The 24082-nt window shown below is 66.9% G+C and carries 20 protein-coding genes and 1 pseudogene; 6 read left to right on the top strand and 15 right to left on the bottom strand.

What is annotated here, in order from left to right:
* Positions 1–30 precede the first annotated feature (30 nt).
* From EJI00_RS14390 to EJI00_RS14365, 6 genes are all read right to left on the bottom strand, one after another.
* Positions 31–1497, bottom strand: a complete 1467-nt coding sequence (locus tag EJI00_RS14390; protein ID WP_126748182.1) for a DEAD/DEAH box helicase — start codon at positions 1495–1497, stop codon at positions 31–33.
* 131 nt (positions 1498–1628) lie between these two features.
* Positions 1629–2510 carry a neutral zinc metallopeptidase gene (locus EJI00_RS14385; protein ID WP_126748181.1) on the bottom strand — a complete coding sequence of 294 codons (882 nt, stop codon included), beginning with the start codon at positions 2508–2510 and terminating at the stop codon, positions 1629–1631.
* A gap of 150 nt (positions 2511–2660) precedes the next feature.
* The gene (gene dcd / locus EJI00_RS14380) at positions 2661–3227 is read right to left on the bottom strand and encodes a dCTP deaminase (RefSeq protein WP_013542862.1); all 567 of its coding nucleotides are present in this window, start codon (positions 3225–3227) and stop codon (positions 2661–2663) included.
* 77 nt (positions 3228–3304) lie between these two features.
* Complete coding sequence (gene guaD / locus EJI00_RS14375) at positions 3305–4591, bottom strand: guanine deaminase (protein ID WP_126748180.1); 1287 nt, start codon at positions 4589–4591, stop codon at positions 3305–3307.
* 95 nt (positions 4592–4686) lie between these two features.
* The gene (locus EJI00_RS14370) at positions 4687–5787 is read right to left on the bottom strand and encodes a BMP family ABC transporter substrate-binding protein (protein ID WP_126748179.1); all 1101 of its coding nucleotides are present in this window, start codon (positions 5785–5787) and stop codon (positions 4687–4689) included.
* 87 nt (positions 5788–5874) lie between these two features.
* Complete coding sequence (locus EJI00_RS14365) at positions 5875–6819, bottom strand: LysR substrate-binding domain-containing protein (protein ID WP_126748178.1); 945 nt, start codon at positions 6817–6819, stop codon at positions 5875–5877.
* Positions 6820–6915: 96 nt separating this feature from the next.
* On the opposite strand from EJI00_RS14365, the gene EJI00_RS14360 reads away from it, so the two are divergent.
* Positions 6916–8229, top strand: coding sequence for an MFS transporter (locus EJI00_RS14360; RefSeq protein WP_126748177.1), 1314 nt, complete (start codon positions 6916–6918; stop codon positions 8227–8229).
* On the opposite strand, the gene EJI00_RS14355 is transcribed toward EJI00_RS14360, so the two are convergent.
* Positions 8190–9251, bottom strand: a complete 1062-nt coding sequence (locus EJI00_RS14355) for an adenosine deaminase (protein ID WP_126748176.1) — start codon at positions 9249–9251, stop codon at positions 8190–8192. The two genes, EJI00_RS14360 and EJI00_RS14355, sit on opposite strands and share 40 nt — an antisense overlap.
* A 109-nt stretch (positions 9252–9360) precedes the next feature.
* Here EJI00_RS14355 and EJI00_RS14350 point away from each other — a divergent pair, with 109 nt between their 5' ends.
* From EJI00_RS14350 to EJI00_RS14340, 3 genes are all read left to right on the top strand, one after another.
* Positions 9361–10257, top strand: coding sequence for an amidohydrolase family protein (locus tag EJI00_RS14350; protein ID WP_126748175.1), 897 nt, complete (start codon positions 9361–9363; stop codon positions 10255–10257).
* Between the two features lie 127 nt (positions 10258–10384).
* Positions 10385–11029, top strand: coding sequence for a TetR/AcrR family transcriptional regulator (locus EJI00_RS14345; RefSeq protein WP_260590727.1), 645 nt, complete (start codon positions 10385–10387; stop codon positions 11027–11029).
* The gene (locus EJI00_RS14340; RefSeq protein ID WP_126748174.1) at positions 11026–12264 is read left to right on the top strand and encodes a glycosyltransferase; all 1239 of its coding nucleotides are present in this window, start codon (positions 11026–11028) and stop codon (positions 12262–12264) included. The genes EJI00_RS14345 and EJI00_RS14340 overlap by 4 nt, the downstream gene beginning before the upstream one ends.
* A 14-nt stretch (positions 12265–12278) precedes the next feature.
* Here the strand turns inward: EJI00_RS14340 and EJI00_RS14335 are convergent, their stop codons facing one another.
* Positions 12279–13829: a serine hydrolase domain-containing protein gene (locus EJI00_RS14335; RefSeq protein WP_126748173.1), complete on the bottom strand. Its 1551-nt coding sequence runs from the start codon at positions 13827–13829 to the stop codon at positions 12279–12281.
* A gap of 44 nt (positions 13830–13873) precedes the next feature.
* Complete coding sequence (locus EJI00_RS14330; RefSeq protein ID WP_126748172.1) at positions 13874–14776, bottom strand: LysR family transcriptional regulator; 903 nt, start codon at positions 14774–14776, stop codon at positions 13874–13876.
* A gap of 136 nt (positions 14777–14912) precedes the next feature.
* Here EJI00_RS14330 and EJI00_RS14325 point away from each other — a divergent pair, with 136 nt between their 5' ends.
* The gene (locus EJI00_RS14325) at positions 14913–15926 is read left to right on the top strand and encodes a zinc-dependent alcohol dehydrogenase family protein (RefSeq protein WP_126748171.1); all 1014 of its coding nucleotides are present in this window, start codon (positions 14913–14915) and stop codon (positions 15924–15926) included.
* Between the two features lies 1 nt (position 15927).
* Here the strand turns inward: EJI00_RS14325 and EJI00_RS14320 are convergent, their stop codons facing one another.
* On the bottom strand, positions 15928–17112 hold the full coding sequence (locus tag EJI00_RS14320) for an amylo-alpha-1,6-glucosidase (RefSeq protein ID WP_126748170.1): 1185 nt from the start codon (positions 17110–17112) through the stop codon (positions 15928–15930).
* Positions 17099–18097 (bottom strand): GlxA family transcriptional regulator, encoded by a 999-nt coding sequence (locus EJI00_RS14315; RefSeq protein ID WP_126748203.1) that lies wholly within the window; start codon positions 18095–18097, stop codon positions 17099–17101. Before EJI00_RS14315 ends, EJI00_RS14320 begins: the two co-directional genes overlap by 14 nt.
* Before the next feature lie 37 nt (positions 18098–18134).
* Between EJI00_RS14315 and EJI00_RS14310 the strand changes: the two are divergent.
* Positions 18135–19079: pseudogene (locus tag EJI00_RS14310) on the top strand (DJ-1/PfpI family protein); the annotation flags it as partial.
* Between the two features lie 87 nt (positions 19080–19166).
* Here the strand turns inward: EJI00_RS14310 and EJI00_RS14305 are convergent.
* The 4 genes from EJI00_RS14305 to EJI00_RS14290 are packed head-to-tail and all read right to left on the bottom strand — an operon-like array spanning position 19167 to position 23985.
* Positions 19167–20342, bottom strand: a complete 1176-nt coding sequence (locus EJI00_RS14305) for a BMP family ABC transporter substrate-binding protein (protein WP_126748168.1) — start codon at positions 20340–20342, stop codon at positions 19167–19169.
* A 50-nt stretch (positions 20343–20392) separates the two neighbouring features.
* A complete protein-coding gene (locus EJI00_RS14300; protein WP_126748167.1) occupies positions 20393–21313 on the bottom strand; it encodes an ABC transporter permease in 921 nt (306 codons plus the stop codon).
* A 1-nt stretch (position 21314) separates the two neighbouring features.
* The gene (locus EJI00_RS14295; protein WP_126748166.1) at positions 21315–22463 is read right to left on the bottom strand and encodes an ABC transporter permease; all 1149 of its coding nucleotides are present in this window, start codon (positions 22461–22463) and stop codon (positions 21315–21317) included.
* Positions 22456–23985, bottom strand: coding sequence for an ABC transporter ATP-binding protein (locus EJI00_RS14290; RefSeq protein WP_126748165.1), 1530 nt, complete (start codon positions 23983–23985; stop codon positions 22456–22458). Before EJI00_RS14290 ends, EJI00_RS14295 begins: the two co-directional genes overlap by 8 nt.
* Between the last annotated feature and the right edge of the window lie 97 nt (positions 23986–24082).

The raw sequence follows: 24082 nt of genomic DNA, 5'->3' as shown, positions 1-24082 counted from the left end.
AAACCTCGCCGAAGCAGGCCTCGAGCCTCGTCAGTTCGTCTCGGCGCTCTTGAACAGCGCCGCAACCTTGCGCTTGGTCTTGATGTTGCTCGAGATGCCGCGCGCGGGCGCAGCCTTGGCGGCGGCTTCCCAGTCGGGAGCGGCTTCGCGCTCGCCCGGCTCATAGGGCTTGTCGAAGAACGGATCGCGCGGTGCGGAAGGCGCGCGATGCGGGCGTCCGCCGCCGCGGCGCGCATCGACGCCGATGCTGCTGCGCTCGCGCGGCTGATCGAGCACGTCGCGTGCGTCGCCGGCCTCGCCCTCTTCGCGCCAGTGGCGGCGTCCGTCGTTGATGCGGCCACGCGGCTTGTCTTCTTCGAACTCGACCGGTTCGAGCTCGATCTTTTTCTTGATCAGCTTCTCGATGTCGGCCACCAGCCGCGCATCGTTGCCGCCGCTGGCAAAGCTCACGGCCAGGCCCGAGGCGCCGGCACGGCCCGTGCGGCCGATGCGGTGCACGTAGTCTTCGGCGTTGAACGGAATGTCGAAGTTGAAGACCGCCGGCACGTCCTTGATGTCGAGGCCGCGGGCCGCAACGTCGGTGCATACCAGCAGGTCGACTTCGCCCGCCTTGAACGAGGCGAGCGCCTTCAGGCGTTCGTCCTGGCTCTTGTCGCCGTGCAGCGCCGTGGTGCGAAGACCGTCGCGCTCCAGCGAGCGCGCGAGGCGCGCGCAGCCGAGCTTGCTGTTGACGAAGACGAAAGCCTGCGTGATGCCGCGCTGCTTGACGATCTGCTTGAGCGCGCGGCGCTTGTCGTCGTCGCTCACGCTGTAGAAGTGCTGCTCGACGGTCGACGCCGTTTCGTTCGGCCGCGCCACTTCGATGGTGACGGGGTTCTGCAGGTAGCTGCTGGCCAGCCGCTTGATTTCAGGCGAGAAGGTGGCCGAGAACAAGAGCGTGGTGCGCTGCTTGGGCAGGTAGCTCAGGATGCGCTGCAGGTCGGGCAGAAAGCCGATGTCGAGCATGCGGTCGGCCTCGTCGAGCACCACGTACTCCACCTGGTTGAGCACCGCGTTCTTGGCTTCGATGTGATCGAGCAGCCGGCCCGGCGTAGCCACCAGCACTTCGACGCCCTTCTTCAGCTCGAGTGTCTGCGGCTTCATGTCGATGCCGCCGAACACCACCGTGCTGCGCAGGTTGGTGTACTTGGCGTACAGCTTGACCTGCTGGGCCACCTGGTCGGCCAGTTCGCGCGTGGGCAGCAGCACCAGCGCACGCACCGGGTGCCGCGCGGGCGAGGTGGACGAGTTCTCGTGCTTGAGCATGCGCTGCAGCAGCGGCAGCGAAAACGCCGCGGTCTTGCCGGTGCCGGTCTGCGCGGCCCCCATCACGTCCTGGCCCGAAAGCACGACCGGAATGGCCTGCTCCTGGATGGGAGTCATGGTCTCGTAGCCCATTTCGGCTACGGCGCGCGCCAGCGGTTCCGCCAGCGATAGATTGGAGAAGGAGCTTGTCATTAAGCCTTCTATTGTCGCATTGCCGCAAAAAATGGCAGTGACGGCGCCGTGACAACGTCCGCGCCGGCCACATTGCTATTTATTCTATAGCATCATCTGCAGCAACCATGCGCCCCGCAGCGCACCAAGGCTCAAAGAGTGCGCGCGTTGAAGGTGTCGCAAGACTTGATATCGCCGCTCTGATACCCCGCGCCGAACCAGCGTTGGCGCTGCGCGCTGGAGCCGTGGGTGAAGCTGTCGGGCACCACCGCGCGGCCCGCGGAACGCTGCAAGGCGTCGTCGCCGATCTTCTGCGCGGCGTTCATGGCCGCCTCGATGTCGCCCGGCTCGAGCCACTTCTTCGACTCTTGCGAATGGTGCGCCCAGATGCCGGCAAAACAGTCGGCCTGCAGCTCGACGCGCACGCTCAGCGCATTGTTCTGCGACTGGCTGAGGCGGCCGCGCATGCCGTCCACCTTGGCGGTCACGCCGAGTTCGTCCTGCACATGATGGCCTACCTCGTGCGCAATGACATAGGCCTGTGCAAACTCGCCCGGCGCGCCGAGCTGGTTCTTCAGCGTGTCGTAGAAGCTCAGGTCGATGTAGACCTTCTTGTCACCCGGGCAGTAGAACGGCCCCATGGCCGATTGCCCGGTGCCGCAGGCCGTGGGCGTGGCACCGCGAAACAGCACGAGCCGGGGCGGCTGGTAGGTGCCGCCGTTCTGCCGGAAGATGTGGGTCCAGACCACTTCGGTGTTCTTGAGCACCGTCGAGACGAAGGCCGCCTCGCGGTCGCCCGATGGCGGCTTGGGTGCGGGCCCTTGTTGCTGCTGCACCTGGACGGGATCGCCACCGCCGCTCAGGAGGCTGAGCACCGTGAGCGGGTTGATGCCGAAGATCCAGCCGGCAATCAGCGCGACCGCGATGGTGCCGATGCCGATGCTGCGGCCGCCGATGAAGCCGCCACCACCGCCGCCGCCCCCACTGCGCCGATCCTCGACGTTGTCCGATTGTTCGTTGCCTTCCCATCTCATCGCAGTCTCCTTGCCGGGCAGTTGTGCCGGAGCGTCGCTGGATGGTACTTTGTCCGCGCCGGTTCCTTGTAAGCAAAACAGGCTTTTGCATGCCTGTGGCAACGCCGCCGGAAGCGGAGGGACGCGAGGGGTACCCCCGCGCGAGGCCTCTCAGGTCTTGGGGAGCGTGACGCCGCGCTGGCCCTGGTATTTGCCGCCGCGGTCCTTGTAGCTGGTTTCGCAGACCTCGTCGCTCTCGAAGAACAGCACCTGCGCGCAGCCCTCGCCCGCGTAGATCTTGGCGGGCAGCGGCGTGGTGTTGCTGAACTCGAGCGTCACGTAGCCTTCCCATTCGGGCTCGAACGGGGTCACGTTGACGATGATGCCGCAGCGTGCATAGGTGCTCTTGCCCAGGCAGATGGTGAGCACGTTGCGCGGGATGCGAAAGTATTCGACCGTGCGCGCCAGCGCAAAGCTGTTGGGCGGAATGATGCAGTAGTCGCCGTGCATGTCGACGAAGCTCTTCTCGTCGAAGTTCTTCGGGTCGACCACGGTGCTGTGGATGTTGGTGAAAACCTTGAATTCAGGCGCGCAACGGATGTCGTAGCCGTAGCTCGAAGTGCCGTAGCTGATGATCTTGTGGCCAGAGGCCTCGCGCACCTGGCCGGGCTCGAAGGGCTCGATCATGCCGGTCTGCTCGGCCATGCGCCGGATCCATTTGTCGCTCTTGATGCTCATATGCGGTCGCTGATGCTGCTGCGGGGAGGAATGGCGCGAATTGTGGCATGTGCCATGCCTCGCCTTCCCGGCTGCAGCTATTCCGCCTGCGAGATCACCGTCCGCTCGATCAGCCGGTCGTCGCCCAGCACGATCATCGAGAACAGCAGTTCCTCCAGGTTGTTCGCGCGGGCAGCCTTGCGGGCCATCAAAGGCGTGGCCTGGGGGTTGAGCACCAGAAAATCGGCTTCGCAGCCGGGCTGCAGGTTGCCGATCACGCCTTCGAGCCCCAGCGCGCGCGCCGCGCCGCCGGTATGGCGCCACCACAGCTGCGAAGGCGCAATGCTCAGGCCGGTCTTGGTCTGGCCTTCGCGGCCCACGTAGTAGGCTGCCATCATGGTGTGGAAGGGGCTGAAGCTGGTGCCGCCGCCCACGTCGCTGGCCAGGCCGTAGGGGTAGCCGACGCGGTCGGCCGCGCCGAAATCGAAGAAGCCGCTGCCCAGGAACAGGTTGCTGGTGGGGCTTACCGCGGCGGCCGTTCGGGTGTCGCGCATCAGCTCGCGGTCGGTGTCGTCCAGGTAGATGCAGTGCGCATACACGGCGCGTTCGCGCATCAGCCCGAAGCCGGCATACACGTCGAGGTACGAACGTGCCTGCGGATACAGCTCGCGCACCCACGCCACCTCGTCGCGGTTTTCGGCCACGTGCGACTGGATCCATGTGTCCGCGTATTTGGCGGCCAGCTCGCCGGCACCGCGCATCTGGGCGTCGGTGCTCGCGGGCGCAAAGCGCGGTGTGATGGCGTAGCCCAGGCGGCCGGCGTTGTGCCACTTGCGGATCAGCGCTTCCGAGTCGATGAGGCTCTGCTCGGTTTCGTCGCGCACGCCGTCGGGCGAATGCCGGTCCTGCAGCACCTTGCCGCTGATCATGCGCAAGCCCCGGCGCTGGGCGCCTTCAAAAAAAGCATCGACCGACGCCACATGCGACGTGGCAAAGGTCAGCGCCGTGGTGACGCCGTTGCGCAGCAGTTCGTCGAAAAACACGCCGGCCACTTCGTTCGAATGCGACGGGTCGATGAATTTTGCTTCCGCCGGGAATGTGTAGTTCTCCAGCCAGGGCAGGAGCCCCGGCGAGGGGGAACCGATGATGTCCGTTTGCGGAAAGTGGATGTGCATGTCCACGAAGCCCGGCGCGAGGATGCGGCCCGGCAGGTGGGTCAGCTCGGCATCGGGGTGGCGCGGCGACACCGCGGCATGGCTGCCGGCGTCGAGCACGCGCTGGCGGCCGGCGCTGTCGGGGGCGACGACCAGCAGGCCGTCTTCATCGAAAACGGGCAGTCCGGCGTCGTCGAATCGCAGGAGGGAGGCGCGGTAGGCTTTTTTCATCGTTGCTGCGGAGGGTAAACCAGCCCGGCAGCGCCGCGATTTCCATGCGCGTATGAGTGCTATATGCCAACGCTCAACAGGCGCAGCCCGCCCGGCTAACGCGTGACGCGCCCCTGCACGCCTTCGGCAAGCCAGTTCATCTTCAGGATCTGCTCGTCGTTCAACTGCGCACCTTTCGCGATGACGACACGGCCCTCGTTGTCGCGCACGTCGCTGTTCACCGCGCGAAACGGCTGCAGTTTGCCCGCGGCAATGTCCTGCTGGCGCGCCAGCACTTCCTGCTGCACGGCCTTGGGCACCTTGGTGCCGAAGTCGCCGACGCGGATCATTCCTTCCTTCACGCCGCCCCAGACGTTGCCGCTCTTCCAGCTTCCGTCGAGCACCGCCTGCGCGCGCTGCGTGTAGTAGCCGCCCCACTGGTGGGTGACCGCGACGATCTGCGCATCGGGCGCGATCTTGCGCATGTCGGAGTGGTAGGCCACGGCCATCTTGCCGCGCTCCTGGGCCGCGGCCATCACCGCGGTGGAGCCGGTGTGGAAGGCGACGACGTCGGCGTTCTGGTTGAACAGCGCCATGGCCGCGTCGCGCTCCTTCGGCGGATCGAACCATTCGTTGAGCCACACCACGACCACCTTCGCATTCGGGTTGACCGAACGCATGCCGAGCGTGAAGGCATTGATGCCCTGCAGCACCTCAGGAATCGGAAAGCCCGCCACGTAGCCGGCCACGTTCGTCCTGGTCATGCGGCCGGCCGCAATGCCCGCGAGGTAGCGGCCCTCGTAGTAGCGCGCGTTGGCCGTTGCCACGTTGGGCGCGGCCTTGTAGCCGGTGACCGATTCGAACTTCACATCGGGAAAGTCGCGCGCCACCTTGAGCGTCGGCTCCATGTAGCCGAAGCTGGGCGTGAAGATCAGCCGGTTGCCCTGCTGCGCAAGGTCGCGGATCACGCGCTCGGCATCGGCCCCCTCGGGCACGTTCTCGACGAAGGTGGTCTTGACCTTGCCGCCGAGCGCCGCATCGACGGCCTTGCGGCCTTCTTCGTGCTGGCGCACCCAGCCGGCATCGGTAACCGGCGTCACGTAGACGAAGCCGATCTTCAGCGGCTCCTTGGGAGCCTGCGGTTGCGAAAAGGCGGGAAATAAAAAACAGGCGGCTGCCCACGCCAGAACGGCGCGGCCCGCGAGGTTTTTGTACATGGTGGTCCTCTACATGGCCCCGGAAAAGCAAAAACCCGCAGCAGGCCGGGACGCCCTGCTGCGGGGTGCGGATTCTAGCGGGGCCGCTCAATGAAGCTGCGCCGACTCCAGCTGCACATGCTGGCGCACGGCCTCCAGCAGCAGCGTGGCAAGCCGCTCCACCGGGGTCTCGGCCGCGGCCTGCGCGCGGTAGAGCATGAGCGACATCTGCGGCAACGCCGGAAGACCCACGGCCGTGCGGTCGATGGGGCGCACATGCGCTGGCAGCCCGAACGGCGTGCGCACCGAAAGGCCGAGGCCCGCCGAGGTGGCCGCCCACAAGGCCGCAAGGCTGGCGCTGGTGAACGCATGCCGCCACGGCGTGCCCGCTCGGTCGAGCGCGGCGGTGACGATCTCGCGCAGCGGGCACGGCGCATCGAGCAGCACCAGTGGCAGCGGCTCCTTGCTCTTGCGCGCTCCGGGGCGGCGCTCGCGCTCTTTCCACCAGGGCGCGTCGAGCGCATCGGGCGCCCTTGGGCCGATCCACTGCAGCGGCAGCCGCGCCACACGTTCGCCGTGCGCCGTCATCTGCTCGCCGGTGTCCCACGCCAGCGCCAGGTCGAGCTGCCTAAGCTCGAGCCGCTCGCGCAATTCGGCACTGCGCGCCACGAAGGCTTCGATGCGCACCTTGGGGTGCGCGCGCGAAAAGCGCCCGAGCACGGCGGGCAGCAGCGTTTCGCCGAAGTCTTCCTGCAGGCCGAGCCGCACCCAGCCTTGCAAGTCGGCCCCGCGCATGGCGGCACCGGCTTCTTCGTTGAGTTCGAGCATGCGGTGCGCGTAGGCAAGCAGCGTTTCGCCCGCATCGGTGAGCTCCAGGCCGCGTCCGGCCTTGCGGAAAAGCGCCGTGCCGGCCTGCGCCTCGAGCTTCTTGAGCTGCGCGCTCACCGCCGATGTGGAGCGGCCCAGCCGGTCGGCCGCGCGCGCATAGCTGCCCAGTGCGATGCCGGTGGAAAAGCTGCGCAGCACGTCGAGATCGAACATCACCTGGGACATGGATTCACCTTTCAACGATCGTCCTGCTTTTTTGGACGGTTCGCCCATTATTTTCTGATTTTCAAAACCTTTGCAACGGCGGAAACTCCGCCGCAAATGAACCCATCGACCTCCTCTTCTTCGTTCCGGCCCAGCCACCGCTGGAAGGTGCTGGCCGCGGGCGTGGCCGCCAACGCAGCCTTCTCCGTGGCTTTCAGCGGCATTCCGATGACCGCGGTGCTCATGCGCACGGGCTACCAGCTCGACAACGCCACGCTGGGCCTGGTGCTGGGCCTCATGGGCCTGGGCATTGCGGTGAGCGAGCTGCCCTGGGGCCTGTTGACCGACCGCTGGGGCGACAGGCCGGTGCTGCTGACGGGCCTGGGCAGCACCGCCGTGGCGCTCACGGCAATGGCGCTCTGGGCCGCCCCCAGCGCGCAGCACATTCCCGGCCTGGGCTCGTTGGGCGCGGGACTGCTGCTGGTGGGCCTGCTCGGCGGCAGCGTCAATGGTGCGAGCGGCCGAGCGGTGATGACGTGGTTCGAGGCCGGCGAGCGCGGGCTCGCCATGAGCATCCGCCAGACCGCCGTGCCGCTGGGCGGCGGCATCGGCGCGCTGGTGCTGCCCTTTGTGGCGCTGCACTTCGGCTTTGCCGCGCTCTATGGGCTGCTGGCGGTGCTGTGCCTGCTGAGCGCGGTGATGAGCTGGGCCTGGGTGCATGAGCCGCCGATTGCGCCGCGCACAAAGGCCGGCACTGCACAAGCGCCGGCTTCACCGCAGAGCGGCCCGCTGCGCGACGCGCGCGTCTGGCGCATCGTGGCCGGCATCGGCATTCTGTGCGCGCCGCAGTTCGCGGTGCTTTCTTTCGGCACCGTGTTCCTGCACGACTTCGGCCATGCCGGGCTTGCAACCATCACCGCCACGATGGTGCTCATACAGATCGGCGCCATGGTCATGCGCGTTTGGAGCGGCCGCTGGACCGACCGCCGCAGCAACCGCCCCGCCTATCTGCGCGCCTGCAGTGCACTGAGCGTTCTGCTGTTCGCGGCCCTTGCGGGGCTGGTGATGGCGGCTGGCACGCACACGGCCGATTCAGCGGCGCTGCGCATCGCGCTGGTAGTGCTGCTGGCAGCTAGCGGGGTCTGCGTATCAGCCTGGCACGGCGTGGCCTACACGGAACTGGCCACGCTGGCCGGTGCGGCGCGTGCGGGTACCGCGCTGGGCATGGCGAACACCAGCGTGTTCCTGGTGTGCTTTGTCACGCCCTTTTCCATTCCGCACCTGCTCACCCTGCAGGGCTGGGCATTGGTGTGGCTCACGGCCAGTGCCTGTGCGCTGGTGGCAATGCCGCTGCTGGTTCCGCGGCAACATGCCGCCGCGGATGCCGGCGGTCAGAAGGTTGCGAAGACGGCGTTGAGCCGGTCGACGTAGGCGCGCTTGGCGCTGGCGTCGATGAAGCTGCCTTCGAAGCTGTTCGCCGCGAGCTGCCATGCCTGCTGAACGCTGAGCCCGGTGGCCGCAAAGGTCTGCGTGAAGTTCTGGTTCATGTAGCCGCCGAAGTAGGCCGGGTCGTCCGAGTTGACGGTGGCGACCAGCCCCGCGTCGAGCAGCGCGCCGAGGTTGTGCTGTGCCAGATCGGGGAACACACAGAGCTTGAGATTCGACAGCGGGCACACGGTGAGCGGAATGCGCTCTTGCGCAAGCCGCTTCATCAGCGCCGGGTCTTTCGCGCTCTGCACGCCGTGGTCGACACGCTCGACCTTCAGCACGTCGAGTGCGCTCCACACGTACTCTGGCGGGCCCTCCTCGCCCGCATGCGCGACGAGGTGAAAGCCCAGCTCGCGGCAGCGCGCGAACACGCGCGCGAACTTTTCGGGCGGATGGCCCACTTCGCTCGAATCGAGCCCCACGCCGATGAACTTGTCGCGGTACGGCAGGGCCTGCTCCAGCGTTTCGAAGGCTTCTTCTTCGCTCAGGTGGCGCAGAAAGCACAGGATGAGCGCCGCGCTCACGCCCAGCTTGGGCAGCGCGTCGACGCAGGCCCGATGCAGGCCGTTGACCACCACCTCCATCGGCACGCCGCGCGCCGTGTGCGTCTGCGGGTCGAAGAACATCTCGGTGCACACCACGTTGTCGGCCGCGGCGCGCTCCAGGTAGGCCCAGGCCATGTCGTAGAAGTCTTGCTCCTTCAGCAGCACGCTGGCGCCGGCGTAGTAGATGTCGAGAAAACTCTGCAGGTTGGTGAAGGCATAGGCGCGGCGCAGCTCTTCCACGCTCGCGTAGGGAATGCTCACGCCGTTGCGCTGCGCGAGCGCGAAGATCAGCTCGGGCTCGAGCGAGCCTTCGATGTGCATGTGCAGCTCGGCCTTGGGCATGGCGCGCAGCAGTTCGGGCAGGCGGTCGGCGGCAATGTTGCCGAAGCTCTTGTCGAAGACGGGTCGGTAATCGGTCATGGTGGGGCAAATCAGGCGTTGTGATTTGCGCACAGCATAAGCGCTGCCGCGCCCGTGCGCGAGGCCGCCGCGGCCCGGATAATCGGGCATCTACCCGCATGAGGATTCCATGAGAGCCATTGCGCCTATTGCAGCCCTGCTCCTGGCCGCCTGCTCGGCGGTTGCCGTGCCTTCCGCCTTTGCGCAGACACCCTACGCCGGCCCGCTGTTCGACACGCACCTGCACTACAACCAGGAAGCCTGGGACGGCAATACCGGGCCGTATCCTCCGGCCGAAGCGCTCGCGCGCATGCAGCGCAACAACGTGAAGGCGATCATCGCCAACTCGCGGCCCAACGCCGGCACGCAAACCCTGGCGGCGGCGCGTGAAACCCGCGAGGCGGGCGTTACCGTGGTGCCCTTCGTGCGCCTGTACCGTAACCGCGACGACTACAGCAACTGGTTCCGCGACGAAACCATCCACGAGATGGTGCAGACCGAACTGGCGCGCGGCACCGCAAGCGGGCCCTATCGCGGCATCGGCGAATTCCACCTGTACGAGAGCGCCAATGCCAACGGCCCTGTCGCCAGGAAGCTCATTGCGCTGGCGGAACGGCAGAAGCTCGCGGTGCTTGCGCACGTGGACGACGTGGCAATCGACCTGCTGATGGCCAACGCGCCCTCGAAGGGCCAGTCGCTGCGCCTCATCTGGGCGCACACGGGCATCGGCGGCGCGCCGATCGAGCGGGTGCAGGCGTTGCTGGAGCGCTATCCGCTGCTGATGGGCGAGCTCTCTTACCGGCCCGGCCTCACCTGCGAAGGCGGCAAGCTGTGCCCCGAATGGCGTGCGCTTCTGCTCAAGTACCCGGACCGATTCGTGGTCGGCTCCGACACGTGGGTCAACCAGCGCTGGAGCGCCTACGACGAGATCATGCGCGGCTACCGCACCTGGCTTGGCGACCTGCCGCCCGACGTGGCGCAGCGCATTGCATGGGGCAACGCGGCCGCGCTGTTCAACCTGCGCTGAGCGGGGCGGCTGCCTTGGTCTCGACCGGCAGTTTGAGCGTGGCTCTCCCCGCAACCGCCCGACCGTCCCGCGTCAAACGTGAACATCGTATAAACTTGAACGACGTTCATATTTCAATGGCTGACCTTTGGCAGACGCAGAACCTACAGGCAGGCGCGAGCGGCGCCGCGCCCAAACGCTCGACAGCGTGGCAACCATTGCCATGCGGCTCTTCGAAGCCAACGGCTACAACGCCACCACCATGGAGCAGATCGCGCTGCAGGCCGATGTGGCCAAGGGCACGCTGTACAACCACTTTCCGACCAAGGAAGCGATCCTCGCGCACTGGGTGCACAAGGAGCTGGCCGAGGACACGCAACGGCTGAGCCGCCTGGCCGAGAAGCCCGGCAGCTTCGAGTCGCGGCTGATGCAGCTGCTCGACGCGTCGGCCGAATGGTCGGAGCGCTACCGGGCCTATCTGCTCGACTACTTCCGGTTTCGCTTTCTCAACATCGAGGACGAGCTCGACGCCGGCGATGCCCAAGGGCGCCCGCGCGACCTTGCAGGGCTCTTTGCGCTGCTGATCGCGCAGGCTCAGCAAGACGGCACGCTGCGCGCCGACCTGCCGGCCGAACACCTGGCTTCGCTGCTGCACCACCTGTACTTCGGCGCGCTGATGCGATGGCTCACGCAGCCGGGCCTGGTGCTCGGCGACGAGTTTGCGGTCATTGTCGAAATCTTTGTCAGCGGCGCCCGTGCCGCCGGCAAGCCACTGCGGAGAAAGCGCGCATGAAGATCGCCATCGTCACCTACGGCACCGAGGGCGATACCCGTCCGCTCGCAGCGCTGTGCCATGCGCTCGACAACGCAGGCCATGCCTCGGTGCTGCTGGCGGACGCATCCACGCTGGGCACCGCGCAGCGGCTCGGCGTGCGCTCGCACGCTTTGGCGGGCGACATCCGCGGCGCGCTGGGCACCGGCGGGGCCATTGCCAACGTGGTGGCGCAGAGCGACCGGCCCGGCGCGGCAGCCAAGGCGCTCGCGGACATCGCCAACGCGCAAGCCGCGGCCTGGCTGCGGCAAACGGCCGAGGCCGCTCGCGGGTGCGATGCCATCGTGTGTGCAGGGCTCGCCGCTTTCGTGGGGCTGTCGGCGGCGGAAGCACTCGATGTGCCCGCCATTGGCGCCGGCATGTTCCCGCTCACCCCAACGCGTGAGTTCGCATCACCCTTCCTGCCGCCTTCGCGCGTGCCGCGCGTTCTGAACCGCGCCAGCCATCACCTGGTCACTGCAATGCTGTGGCGTGCATTCCGGCAGGCGCTGAATGCAGCGCGCGCCGAAGTGTGCGGCCTGCCGCCGCGCCGGCGCATCTGGAGCACGCACCCGGCGCTCTACGGCTTTTCGCCCAGCGTTTTGCCGCGGCCGGCCGACTGGCCCGCGAACGCAGCCGTTTGCGGCCAGTGGATTCCACCGGCGCCGGAATGGCAACCGCCGCAGCCGCTGAGTACCTTTCTCGCCGCGGGCGAGCCACCGGTCTACATCGGCTTCGGCAGCATGACCGGCTTCGATGCGGGCCGCCTGCGCCAGGTGGTGGTCGATGCCGTCGGGGGTCGGCGCGCCGTGTTCAACCCCGGGTGGAGCGGCATCGACGTGCAGTCGCTGCCCGCCAACTTCCATGTGGTGGGCGACATGCCGCACGACTGGCTGTTTCCGCGAATGTCGGTGGTGGTGCATCACGGCGGCTCGGGCACCACGCATTCGGCCGCACGCGCGGGGGTGCCGTCGGTGGTGGTGCCCTTTGCGGGCGATCAGTTCTTCTGGGCGCACCGGCTGGCGCTGGCAGGCGTTGCGCCGGCGGCGGTTGCAGGCAGCCGCCTGGGCGCGGATGAACTGGCGCGGGCGATTGCATTTGCAGATCGCCCGGAGGTGCGCGCCAAGGCGCATGCCTTGGGCGAGCAGATGCGTGCGGAGAACGGATTGGCCCGGGCCGTGGAGGCCATCGAGAAAATCGCGGCGACTGCTGCCTGATTCGAGGGCTGCCGCTAGTCCGCGGCCCTGCCTTGCACCTGGGCCTTGAAGCCGCGGTTGTTTTCGAAAGCCACGTTAAGCCTGGCGCCATCGAAGCGCAGCAGGTACATCGACACGTCGCCATCGCTCAGCGAACGCGAGAAGATGCGAAAGCTCTGCGGGTCGGTCCAGTCGCCCCTGACCGCGACCGGTGCGTCGGCAACCTTCTCGTTGATGCGGTAGTAGCCGTCGAGCCCCAGCGGCCCGGTCACCGGCTCGGCCGGCGCATCGGCGCGGCCGTTGTCGAAGAGTATTTCGTAGCTTGGGTTGGCCGCCGTGAGATCGAGCATCAGCCGCTTCACCCCCAGCACATTGCGGTCGAATTGCCAGACCTTGCGCGAAACCGCCGCGGCAAGCTCCGGCGCGGGCGCCACGGGACTTTGCTTTTCTACGGACGCAGCGCGAATGCGATCGGCCAACTGGGCTTGCGCAGCGCCGTCGTCGCGCAGCGGCCGGCCCGAACGGACAGAGCCCGCGATCATGTCGATGAACGGAGGCAGCAGGTAGTTGCGCCTTCCCGTGACGACCGCAACCACGTCGATGTCCGGCATCACGATGACGAGCTGCCGGTTCATGCCCGCCGCAATGTAGGCGCGCTTTTCCGGAATGGTCCACCAGCCATTCGCATAACGGAAGACGGGCCCATTCTTGAAGCCCATGTCCACCGATGCTTGAAAGACCTGGTCCACCCACGCGGTGGGCAGCAACTGGCGCCCTTCCCATTGGCCCTTGCGCAGATAGAGGTAGCCGATCTTCGCCATGTCGCGCGGATGCAGGTAAAGACCGAAGCCGCCGGTCTCGATGCCCTGCGGGTCCTTGCGCCAGCGAACGTCGCCGATGCCCAGCGGCTGGAACAGCCTGCGCTGCGCATAGGCCAGCGTGCTGCCGCCTGTCTTCTTCGCAAGAATGGCCGACAGCAGATGCGTGTTGCCGCTGTTGTAGTTGAAGCTTCCGCCGGGCGGCTGTGCCATCGGGCGGTCGAGCACAAAGCCTTGCCAGTCGCGGCTGCGCCCGAACTGCAGTGCTGTCTCGGGTACCGAATCGTCAAGCTTCTCCTTCCAGTCGATGCCCGAAGTCATGTCGAGCAGGTGCCCGATGGTCACCGCCTTCTTGGAAGCATCGAGATTCGCAATGCTTCGCTCGGGAAAGAAGTCGATCACCGGCTGGTCGCGCGAAGCCAGCAGCCCGTCCTGGATCGCCATACCGGTGAGCGTTCCCACAACGGCCTTGGTGGTGGAGTTCACCGCATGCTTGAGATTGGCGCGGTAGGGTGCGTAGTAGGCCTCGGCAACCAGCCTTCCATGGCGCGTGACGAGCAGGCTGTCCATTGCGTTCGCGGCGCCAAAGTCGACCAGCCTGGCGACCGCGGCGGAATCCATGCCTTGCGCCTCGGGTGTGCTTGTCAACCACCCGGCGGTCGGCCAGACGGCCGGCTCGTCCGCCGATGCGGCCCTGAGCGGCAAGGCTGCAAAGAGCAGCGCGGCCCCCAGGCTGGCCAGAAAACCTGTCTTGCCGTGCACTCGCATACCGGTCTCCCAGTGAGTTTGGCGCCGATCATATCGGCGCTGCTTCAATCGCCAAAGGCGCGCAGCATCGCCTTGCGCAGCCACGCCTCCGCCGGGTCCTTGTCGGTTACGGCGCGCCATGCCAGCTTGATCTGGTAGCTCGGGCTTTCGAACGGCAAGGCCTCGTAGCGAAGCCCGCCCTGCGCCGACAGCGCCTGCGCCACATGCTCGGGCACCGTGGCCAGCAACTCGGTGCCGGCCAGCACCGCGGGCAGGCTGCCGAACTGCGGCACCGAGAAGGCCACATCGCGCTGCCTGCCGAGCGCGCCCAGTGTCTCGTCGACGGTGCCGCAAAGGTCGCCCGCGTAGGTCACGAGCACATGCCGGCGGCGGCAGTAATCGTCGAGCGAAATTTTTCCGGCGGCGGTGTCGGTGCGCAGCAGTGCGAAACGCGCCGTGCGAACCTTGCGGACCTTCGCACCCGCGGGCAGGTCTTTCAGGAAGCTCATCACCGCACTGACCTGCCCGTCGTCCAGGTGCTGCGCAGCGTTGCGGTAGCAGACGGTGAGCGTGACCAGCCTGGCGCGCGGCGCCTCGGCACCGAGCGCGCGAAGCAGCCGCGGCAGCATGGCAATCTGCAGGTCGTCGGTGAGGCCGATGCGAAACACCGGCGCGGCGCGTTCGGGTTCGAACTCCGCCTGCGCCCGAAACGTTGCCTCGATCTGCTCGAGCGCGGGACCAAGCCCTTGCATCAGCGCCAGCGCGCGCTCGGTCGGCTCCATCATCCGCCCCTGGCGCACCAGCAGCGGATCGCCGGTGAGCTCGCGCAGCCGCGCGAGCGCGTGGCTCACCGCGGGTTGCCCCAGGTTCAGGCGCTCGGCGGCGCGGCTCACGTGGCGCTCGCGCATGAGCGCGGCCAGCACAGTGAGCAGGTTCAGGTCGATACGACTGAGTTCGAAGGGTTTCATTCAGGCGCCTTGAAGCTATCGATTGTGTGCATACCGAATATCGTGCGAATCGATTTCCTTGATTGTCTCGGAGCCTCTAGATTGGCGTGGTCGGTTGCGATTTCGCAGCCGCGGTCTTTCAACGGAGATTTTTCGCATGAGCAAGATGGTCCGCTTCCACGAGTTCGGCGGCGCCGAGGTGCTGAAGGTTGAGCAGGTCGAAACGCCCGCGCCCGGCGCCGGCGAAGTGCGCATCGCCGTGCAGGCGATCGGCCTCAACTGGGCCGATGCGCTGTGGCGGCAGAACTTGTACATCGAAGACGCGACCCTGCCGGCCGGGCTGGGCAACGAGGCGGCCGGCACCATCGAGGCGGTGGGCGCGGGTGTCAGCGGCTTCTCCATCGGCGACCGGGTTGCGGTTCTGCCCGGCGCCAATCAGGGCCGCTACCCTACCTATGGCGAGAGCATCCTGTTTCCCGCGACCCACGTGGTCCGCTACCCGGAAACGCTCCCACCCGCGCAAGCCGCCGGCGCCTACATGGCCTACCTGACGGGCTACTTTCCGATGTTCGAGATGGCGCGGCTACAGCGCGGGCAAACGATGCTCGTCACAGGCGCCTCATCGGGCACGGGCATTGCGGCGCTCCAGATGGCGCGCGCGGCCGGCATCATTGCCATTGCAACCACCCGCACGGCCGCCAAGCGCCAGGCGCTTTTCGATGCGGGCGCGTCGCATGTGGTGGTCACCCAGGACGAAGACGTGGCCCGGCGCGTGCTGGCGCTCACCGATGGCCGCGGCGTCGACCTCGTGTACGACGGCGTGGGCGGTGCGCAGCTGGAGCGGCTGGGCGGCGTGGTCGCGCAACGCGGCTGGTATGTGCTGTACGGGCTCTCCGGCGGCGCGGAGCTCAGGTACCCGGTTCTTGCGCAGTTTCGCAAGAGCTGGCGCTTCCACGTCTATACGGTTCTCGAGTTCATCGGTTCGCCCACCATGGGTCTGCCGCGCGACGAGGACGCGTTCGGCCGCGGACTGGGCTTCGTCAACGAGGGCCTGGCCAGCGGCGCCTTGCAGATGCGCATCGACCGCAGCTTTGCGCTCGACGACGTGGTGCAGGCTCACCAGTACCTCGAACGCGCGGGGCACGTGGGCAAGATCGTTCTCACAGTCTGAGCTACCAGGCCGCCTCACCGCCCTGCAGGGCACGCTGCGCAAGCAGGAAGGTGGCGGCGTTCCAGCTCTGGCCCGCCATGCCCATCGGCACCAGCGTGCGGCCATGGAACCACTCGGTAAAGCGCCAGCCGCCGAGTTCGTTCACGTGCGCCAGGCGCGCAAGCTCGGGCCAGGCGAGGTCGTGCAGGCCCATGCGCGCGAGCGCCATCACCCAGAAGCCGCCGACGAAGGGCCAGATGCCGCCGTTGTGATACTGGTGCACCACGTTCTGCTGATGGCGCGCCATGTACGGCCGCCACAGCGCATGCTCGCGCGTGAGCGGATGCAGCACCACGCGCACGGGGTAAGGTTCTGCAGCGCGTGCGGCCACGATGGTCTTGACGATGCGGCGCGCCATGGGAGCGTCGGCCAGCCCGCTCTGTATGGCCAGCACGTTGCCGAATACATCGCCCTCGTTGCCCACGAATGAAAGATTGACGAAGCTGAGATACAGGCCCGGGTCGTCGCGGCCGCGTCGCGCGTAATGGCGAAGCAACCGTGCGCGATGGTATTCGGGCAGGTCTTGCTGGAACGGATTGAACAGGTGATTGAAGTGATGCTCGGTGGCCTCGGCGTGCTCCAGCGCGAAGCGGCGCTTCACCTCGTACCAGAGCGCGTTGGTGTACAGCACATAGCCCGAGCGGGGCATGATGTCAGCCCAGTCGCTGGCCTCGTTCTGCTGCAGCAGCCTGAAATGCTGGTGCTCTTGCGCCAGCAGCCAGCCAATGGCGCGCTCCACCTCGCCGCTCCAGTGCGAGGCACCCACCTGGCCATGGCGGCGCACATGGTCAACAGCAATCAGCCACCACAGCGTGGCATCGATGCAGCCCAGGTACCAGAAGTCGGCGTCGAGGCCTTCGGGGTCGACGTATTTGGGAATCTGCCCGTTGGCCGCCTGCTGCGCCGCGAGCGCATCGAGGCTGGCGACGGCGCCCTTCTCCAGCGCGGGCACGCCGCTGCCGCACATCGCCATCACGCAGATCGCGGCGTCGCGCCCGAAGATGCGCGTGTAGCGCCGCGCCACGGCCGCCTCGGTGGGGCTCGCGGCCAAAATCCCGTGCGGCGTCAGGTTGCGTTCCAGGAGCTGGATGGAAGCTTGGGCGCAGTTGTCGATCAGTGCAAGGGCGGTAGCGTCAAGTTTGGTCATGGGTTCGATAGGCTTGCGGCGTCAGGCCGTGCTGCCGCGCGAAGGCACGCTGCAGTGCATCCACCGATCCGAAGCCGCTGAGGCTCGCGATCCGGTCTTGCGGCCACTGCGTCTGGCGCAGCAGTTGCGCGGCGGCTGCCACGCGAATCTGTTCAACAAAGCGCGCCGGCGTGCGGCCGGTCTCCGCCGCGAAGGCGCGCGCGAAATTCCTCGGGCTCATCTGCACACGCCCGGCCAGCGCCTCCACCGAGAGATCGTCCTGCGGATGCGTGCCGATCCACGCCACCAGTTCGCGCAGCCGATGGCTCGCCGAAGCCTGCGCCTCGAGCGCCTGGCTCAGTTGCGGCTGCTCGGCCCCGCGCAGCATGGGCAATGCCAGCGTGCGGGCAATCTCCATCGACACGGCATGGCCGAGATCGTCTTCGACCAGCGCGAGCGCCAGCTCGATGCCGGTGGTGACGCCGGCCGATGTCCACACCGGCCCGTCATGCACGTAGATGCGTTCGCGTTGCACCCGCACCTGCGGCCACAGCGCCTGCAGCTGGTCGCAGGCGCGCCAGTGCGTGGTGGCCTCGCGGCCGTCGAGCAGGCCGGCCGCGGCAAGCGCGAACGCCCCGCTGCACACGCTGGCAACGCGGCGTACGCCGGGCGCAACCTCTGCGAGCCATGCGCCGATGCGCTGCTCCACGATGGCCGTCCGCACGCCCGGTTCGTCCCCGCCCGCGACAACGAGCGTGTCGATCGCCGCGGGCAATTGCCGCAGGTTGCAGGTTCCGGCAAAGCTCAGGCCGCCGTTCGTCAGCACATTGCCGCCCGATGGCGAGGCGATGTGCAAACGATAGCTGCCGGGGCGCAGCAGTTCGGCCTTGCTGAACACGCTCGCCGGGCCGGCGACGTCGATGGCCTCGACACCGTCGAACGCGACAAGCACCACATCGCTGGCAGAAACCGCGGCTTCTTCGTCCTTGTGGGTGGGCGTGGGTATTCGTAGGCTCAAGACATCACGGTCATCGAGGGACAGCATGTTTAGGTTACTACGAGTGCTGGCAGAGGCAAGTATTACAACGCTGGCCGTGCTGGCGGTAACAGCTTGCGGAAGCGCCACCCCGCTGCTGCCGCCGCCGCCGGCCGATGCGGCCATGTTCGCGCGCGCACAGCAGGCCTTTGTCGATGCGCTGAAGCCGGTTCGTGCCGGCAGGCCCGTGATTGCCGTGCTCGCGCTGAACGAAGGCACCGAGATGACCGACCTGCTGCTGCCGCATGCGGTGCTCAGGCGTGCCGATGTGGCCGAGGTGCGCATCGTGGCGCCGCGCAGCGGACGGGTGACCCTGTATCCCGCGCTGGAGATCGACGGCGCGCAGGACTTTGCCGGCTTCGACCGGCAGAACCCTTCGGGCGCCGACTACGTGATCGTGCCCGCGATGATCACGGACGACGATCCCGCTGTCTCCGCATGGCTGAAGCAGCAGGCGGCGCGGGGCGCGCGCGTGATCGGCGTCTGCTCCGGGGCGCTGGTGGTCGGCCGCGCCGGCCTGCTCGATGGGCGTCGCTTTGCGGGCCATTGGTACGATCGCGGCACGCTGCATAAGCGCCACCCGGGCGCCACCTACGTGCCGCACCAGCGCTACGTGGTGGACCGCGGCGTTGCCACGACCACCGGCATCACCGCGTCGGTGCCGACGATGCTCGCACTGCTCGAAGCCATCGGCGGGCCCGAGAAGGCAAAGGCAGTCGCCACCGAGCTGGGCGTGGCCTCCTGGAGCCCCGAGCACGACAGCACGCCGTTCTATCTCGACGCAGGCCGCAGAGCCGACTTTCTGCTGAACAAGGCCGCTTTCTGGCGCCAGGAGCGGCGCAGCATCGAGGTACGCCAGGGCAGCGACGACATCGCCCTTGCGCTCGTGGCCGATGCCTGGTCGCGCAGCGGGCGCGCCAGCGTGGAGGCGGTGTCGGATTCAGGGCCGGTGAGCGGCTGCCCAAGCTGATCTTCAGCCGCTTGAAAACAAAAAAGGCCGCCTGAGGCGACCCTTTTCTGGATGCGAGGCTCGAAGCGATTACTTCTTGTCTCCGCCCGGCACCTTGCCTTCCACGCCCTTGACGTAGAAGTTCACGCCCGAGAGAAACTTGTCGTCGGCCACGGCGTCCTTCGCGACCACTTCCTTGCCGTCCTGGCCGAGGATCGGGCCCTTCCAGATCACGAAGCTGCCGTCTTTCAGGCCCTTCTTCACTTCTTCGACCTTGGTCTTGATGTCAGCCGGCACGTCTTCGGCGATGGAGACAATGTCGATGGCACCTTCCTTCACGCCCCACCAGCTTGGGCCGGTGGCCCACTTGCCGTCGAGCGCGTCTTGCGTGGCCTTGATGTAGTACGGAGCCCAATTGATGGTGGCCGAAGCCAGGTGGGCCTTGGGGCCGTAGGCGGTCATGTCCGAATCCCAGCCGAAGGCGCGCTTGCCTTTTTCCTGTGCGGTCTTGAGCACGGCCGGCGAGTCGGTGTTCTGGAACAGCACGTCGGCACCGCCGTTGATGAGGGCGGTGGCGGCCTCGGTTTCCTTCGGCGGGCTGAACCATTCGTTCACCCACACCACCTTGGTCGTGATCTTCGGGTTGACCGACTGCGCGCCCAGCGTAAAGCTGTTGATGTTGCGCAGCACCTCTGGAATGGGCACCGAGCCGACCACGCCGAGCGTGTTGGTCTTGGTCATGGCACCGGCAATCACGCCGGCCATGTAGGCGCCTTCATACGTGCGGCTGTCGTAGGTGCGCATGTTCTCGGCGGTCTTGTAGCCGGTGGCATGCTCGAACTTCACGTCCTTGCTGTCGGTGGCCACCTTGAGCATCGGCTCCATGTAGCCGAAGGTGGTGCCGAAGATCAGCTTGTTGCCTTGCCCGACCATGTCGCGGAACACGCGTTCGGCGTCGGCGCCCTCGGGCACGCTCTCGACGAAGGTGGTCTTGATCTTGTCGCCGAATTCCTTTTCGAGCGCCTTGCGGCCGTTGTCGTGCGCGAAGGTCCAGCCGCCGTCTCCCACCGGGCCGATGTATGCGAATGCGATGTTGAGCGGCGTGGCCGGGGCCGGTGCGGCGGCTGCAGGCGCGGGAGCCGGTGCGGGCGTTGCAGCCGGTGCCGCTGCCTCTTCTTTCTTGCCGCAGCCGATCAGGGCTGCCGAAGCCACCGCGGTCAGGGCGGCGAGCTTGAGCAGGGAAGAGCGCTTGTTCAGATCATTCATTGTCGGAAATCCTCAAAAAAGGACAGGTTGGCGGGAAACGAAAAATAAGATTATGAGCCGGGGTAGAACGGCTTTCCGATGGATGCCGGCATGTTGATGCGAATGAACCCAGGGTTTCGCGAAATCAGGGCCAGCACCACGATGGGCGCGATGTACTGCAGCATGCTGAGGAACTGCGGCGGCACGTCGACGCCGCTGCTCTGCAGGTGAAAGCCCAGCATCGAGACGCCGCCGAAGAGGTAGGCCCCCAGCAGCACGCGAATCGGCCGCCAGGTGGCAAAGGTGGTGAGCGCGAGCGCGATCCAGCCGCGGCCCGCAACCATGCCCTCGACCCACAGCGGCGTGTAGACGGTCGAGAGGTACGCGCCCGCCAGCCCGCACAGCGCGCCGCCCGCAATCACGGCCATGAAGCGGATGCGCCGCACCGGGTAGCCGAGCGCATGCGCCGATTCAGGCGACTCCCCCACCGAGCGCAACACCAGGCCGGCGCGGGTGCGGTACAAGAACCAGATCAGGCCGACGGTCAGGACGACCGCGAAATACACCATCGGGTGGTGCCGGAACAGCGCGGGTCCGATGAGCGGAATGTCGCTGAACACTGGTACCGCATACGACACGCTTTCGAGCAGCTTGGCCTGCACGAAGTTGATGCCCACGAACGCGGAGAAGCCGACGCCGAACAGGCTGAGCGCAAGCCCGGTGGCGTACTGGTTGGTGTTGAGCCAGATCACCAGCACGCCGAAGAAGGCCGCAAGCAATGCGCCGGCCGCCATGCCGGCCAGGAAGCCGAGCCAGGGGTTGTGCGTGATGACCACCGTCGCAAAGCCCGCGATGGCGGCGCAGAGCATCATGCCTTCGGCGCCGAGGTTGACGATGCCGGCTTTCTCGTTGATGAGGAGGCCCAGTGCCGCGATGGCGAGCACGGTGCCGGCGCTGAGGGTCGAACCCAGCAGGAGTGCGTAGCTGTCCATGTCAGAGGGCTCCTTCGGTCGACCGCGCGGCGGGAGCCGTGAGCGGCGTGCTGGCTTGCAGCGAGCTCGTTGCGTGGGTGGCGGCGGCCTTGGTCGCTGCCTTGCGGCGGATGCGGTAGGCAATGAGCGTGTCGCAGGCCAGGAGCGTGAAGAGCAGGAGGCCCTGGAAGACGCCGGTGAGCGACTTGGGCAGGCCGAGGCGCGATTGCGCGAGCTCGCCGCCGATGTAGAACATGCTCATGAGGATGGCCGAGAACACCATGCCGACCGGATGCAACCGGCCGACGAAGGCCACGATGATGGCCGCGAAGCCGTAGCCCGCCGGCACGTACGGCGTGAGCTGGCCGAGAGGGCCGGCCACTTCGAGCGCGCCGGCCAGGCCCGCCGCGCCGCCCGAGGTGAGCAGCGCGATCCAGATGGCGCGCCGTGCCGAGAAGCCCGCGTAGCGTGCGGCCGCCGGTGCAAGCCCGCCGACCTGCTGCGCGAAACCCGCCCGGGTGCGGAACAGGAACACCCACAGCGCACCCACGCCTAAAAGCGCGATGATCAGGCCGATGCTCACGCGCGACCCCTTGAAGAGCCGCGGAATCTGCGTCACGGCTTCGAAGGTCTTGGACTGCGGAAAGTTGTAGCCCTGCGGATCTTTCCACGGGCCGAACACCATGTAGCCGAGCAGCAGCGTGGCCACGTACACCAGCATCAGGCTCACGAGGATTTCGTTGGCGTTGAACTTGTCGCGCAAGAACGCCACGATGCCGGCCCACACCATGCCGCCGAGGGTGCCCGCAACCAAAATGGCCACCACGATCCATGAGCCGGTGGTCTTGTCGGCCATGAGCGCGACGCCGCCTGCGGCAATGGCGCCGAACACGAACTGCCCCTCGGCGCCGATGTTCCACACGTTGGAGCGAAAGCACACCGCCAGGCCGAGCGCGATGATGAGCAGCGGCGTGGCCTTGATCGTGAGCTCGCCGATGGCGTAGCCGCTCTTGATGGGCTCGTAGAAGAACACCAGCAGGCCCTTGACGGGGTCTTTGCCCAGTGCGGCGAACAGTGCCACGCCGATGAGCACGGTGATCAGCAGCGCCAGGATCGGCGAGGCGAAGGTCCAGAAGCGCGAAAGCTCCGGACGAGGTTCGAGCTTAAGCATGGGCCGCCTCCTTGTTGTTGTTCTTGTTATCCCAAAGGCCGCTCATCCACTCGCCGATCTGCGGCAGCGTGGCGGCCGCGCGGTCGATCGAAGGAGAAAGCCGGCCCTTGGCAATCACGTGCAGCCGGTCGCTGATGTCGAACAGCTCGTCGAGCTCTTCGCTCACCACCAGCACGGCGCAGCCCGCATCGCGCAGCGCGAGAATTTCGCTGCGAATGAGCGCGGCGGCGCCCACGTCCACGCCCCAGGTCGGCTGCGCGACGATGAAGAGCTTGGGGTTGGCGTCGATCTCGCGGCCGACGATGAACTTCTGCAGGTTGCCGCCCGAAAGCGACCGCGCAGCCGCATTCGGTCCGCCGGCCTTCACGTTGAAGCGCTCGATGATGCCGCGGGCCTGTTTTTCGAGCGCCGAGGTGCGGATCCAGCCGCCCTTGCCCACCGCATTGCCGCGCGTGAGCAGGAGGTTGTGCGCAAGGCCTAGCGTGGGCACCGCGCCGCGGCCCAGCCGTTCTTCGGGCACAAAGTGCAGGCCGAGCGCGCGCCGCGCACGGGGCCTGAGCCGGCCGGCCTGCTTGTCGAACACCCGCACCATCGCGGGCTCGGCACGCGCGTCTTCGCCCGAGAGCGCGTAGAGCAGTTCCTTCTGGCCGTTGCCGGACACGCCCGCAATGCCGACCACCTCGCCGGCCCGCACTTCGAACGAAATGCCGTCGAGGTCGACGCCGAACTGGTCTTCACGCGCGAGGGACAGTTTGTCGACATGCAGCGCCACCGCGCCCGCATGCACGGGCCGGTGCTTGAGCGGCGGCGGCTCGGCGCCGATCATCAGCCGCGAGAGCGACTCGTTGCTTTCGTTCTGCGGATTGCACACGCCCGTGACCTTGCCGCCGCGCAGCACCGTGCACGCCGTGCACAGCTCGCGGATCTCGTGCAGCTTGTGGCTGATGTAGAGAATGCTGCAGCCCTCCGAAGCCAGCTTGTTCAGCACGCCGAAGAGCTTGACCACCGCCTGCGGCGTGAGCACCGAGGTGGGTTCGTCGAGGATCAGCAGCTTGGGGTTGGTGAGCAGCGCGCGGATGATCTCCACGCGCTGCATCTCCCCCACCGAGAGCGTGTGCACCGGGCGCGAAGGATCGATGTCGAGCCCGTATTCGCTCGCCTTGGCCGTGATGCTGCGCGCCACTTCGGCCAGCTGCAGCGACTTGTCGAGGCCCAGCCACACGTTTTCGGCCACGGTGAGCGTGTCGAACAGGCTGAAGTGCTGGAACACCATGCTGATGCCCAGCGCCCTCGCCTGCTGCGGGTTGCGCAGGTTGACGGTCTGGCCGTCGAAGACGACCGTGCCTTCGTCGGGCTTGACCGAGCCGTAGATGATCTTCATCAACGTCGACTTGCCGGCGCCGTTCTCGCCGAGCACGGCATGGATTTCGCCGGGCGCCACGGCCAGCGAGATGTCGCTGTTCGCCACCACCGCGGGGTAGCGCTTGGTGATGTTCGCGAGCTGGAGTCTGGGGGTTGTCATGCCGGGTTTCGTGGGTTTGTCTCGTTCAACAGCAACAAAGCGGAAGCAGCTATAAGTTTAATAGCGGCTTCCGCATCCATCGGCGCCCGACGGCGCT

Origin of the sequence: Variovorax sp. DXTD-1, assembly GCF_003984625.1 — a bacterium.
In the GTDB taxonomy this organism is placed as follows: domain Bacteria; phylum Pseudomonadota; class Gammaproteobacteria; order Burkholderiales; family Burkholderiaceae_C; genus Variovorax.
This window is presented reverse-complemented; position numbering and strand designations above follow the sequence as displayed.

Excerpts from the sequence above, each read along its gene's own strand:
- EJI00_RS14385 (WP_126748181.1), bottom strand. The coding sequence starts at position 2,510 with ATGAGATGGGAAGGCAACGAACAATCGGACAACGTCGAGGATCGGCGC.
- EJI00_RS14350 (WP_126748175.1), top strand. The coding sequence starts at position 9,361 with ATGAGAGCCATTGCGCCTATTGCAGCCCTGCTCCTGGCCGCCTGCTCG.
- EJI00_RS14300 (WP_126748167.1), bottom strand. The coding sequence starts at position 21,313 with ATGGACAGCTACGCACTCCTGCTGGGTTCGACCCTCAGCGCCGGCACC.
- EJI00_RS14340 (WP_126748174.1), top strand. The coding sequence starts at position 11,026 with ATGAAGATCGCCATCGTCACCTACGGCACCGAGGGCGATACCCGTCCG.
- dcd (WP_013542862.1), bottom strand. The coding sequence starts at position 3,227 with ATGAGCATCAAGAGCGACAAATGGATCCGGCGCATGGCCGAGCAGACC.
- EJI00_RS14325 (WP_126748171.1), top strand. The coding sequence starts at position 14,913 with ATGAGCAAGATGGTCCGCTTCCACGAGTTCGGCGGCGCCGAGGTGCTG.
- EJI00_RS14290 (WP_126748165.1), bottom strand. The coding sequence starts at position 23,985 with ATGACAACCCCCAGACTCCAGCTCGCGAACATCACCAAGCGCTACCCC.
- EJI00_RS14320 (WP_126748170.1), bottom strand. The coding sequence starts at position 17,112 with ATGACCAAACTTGACGCTACCGCCCTTGCACTGATCGACAACTGCGCC.
- EJI00_RS14360 (WP_126748177.1), top strand. The coding sequence starts at position 6,916 with ATGAACCCATCGACCTCCTCTTCTTCGTTCCGGCCCAGCCACCGCTGG.
- EJI00_RS14365 (WP_126748178.1), bottom strand. The coding sequence starts at position 6,819 with ATGTCCCAGGTGATGTTCGATCTCGACGTGCTGCGCAGCTTTTCCACC.
- EJI00_RS14390 (WP_126748182.1), bottom strand. The coding sequence starts at position 1,497 with ATGACAAGCTCCTTCTCCAATCTATCGCTGGCGGAACCGCTGGCGCGC.
- guaD (WP_126748180.1), bottom strand. The coding sequence starts at position 4,591 with ATGAAAAAAGCCTACCGCGCCTCCCTCCTGCGATTCGACGACGCCGGA.
- EJI00_RS14335 (WP_126748173.1), bottom strand. The coding sequence starts at position 13,829 with ATGCGAGTGCACGGCAAGACAGGTTTTCTGGCCAGCCTGGGGGCCGCG.
- EJI00_RS14330 (WP_126748172.1), bottom strand. The coding sequence starts at position 14,776 with ATGAAACCCTTCGAACTCAGTCGTATCGACCTGAACCTGCTCACTGTG.
- EJI00_RS14370 (WP_126748179.1), bottom strand. The coding sequence starts at position 5,787 with ATGTACAAAAACCTCGCGGGCCGCGCCGTTCTGGCGTGGGCAGCCGCC.
- EJI00_RS14295 (WP_126748166.1), bottom strand. The coding sequence starts at position 22,463 with ATGCTTAAGCTCGAACCTCGTCCGGAGCTTTCGCGCTTCTGGACCTTC.
- EJI00_RS14305 (WP_126748168.1), bottom strand. The coding sequence starts at position 20,342 with ATGAATGATCTGAACAAGCGCTCTTCCCTGCTCAAGCTCGCCGCCCTG.
- EJI00_RS14355 (WP_126748176.1), bottom strand. The coding sequence starts at position 9,251 with ATGACCGATTACCGACCCGTCTTCGACAAGAGCTTCGGCAACATTGCC.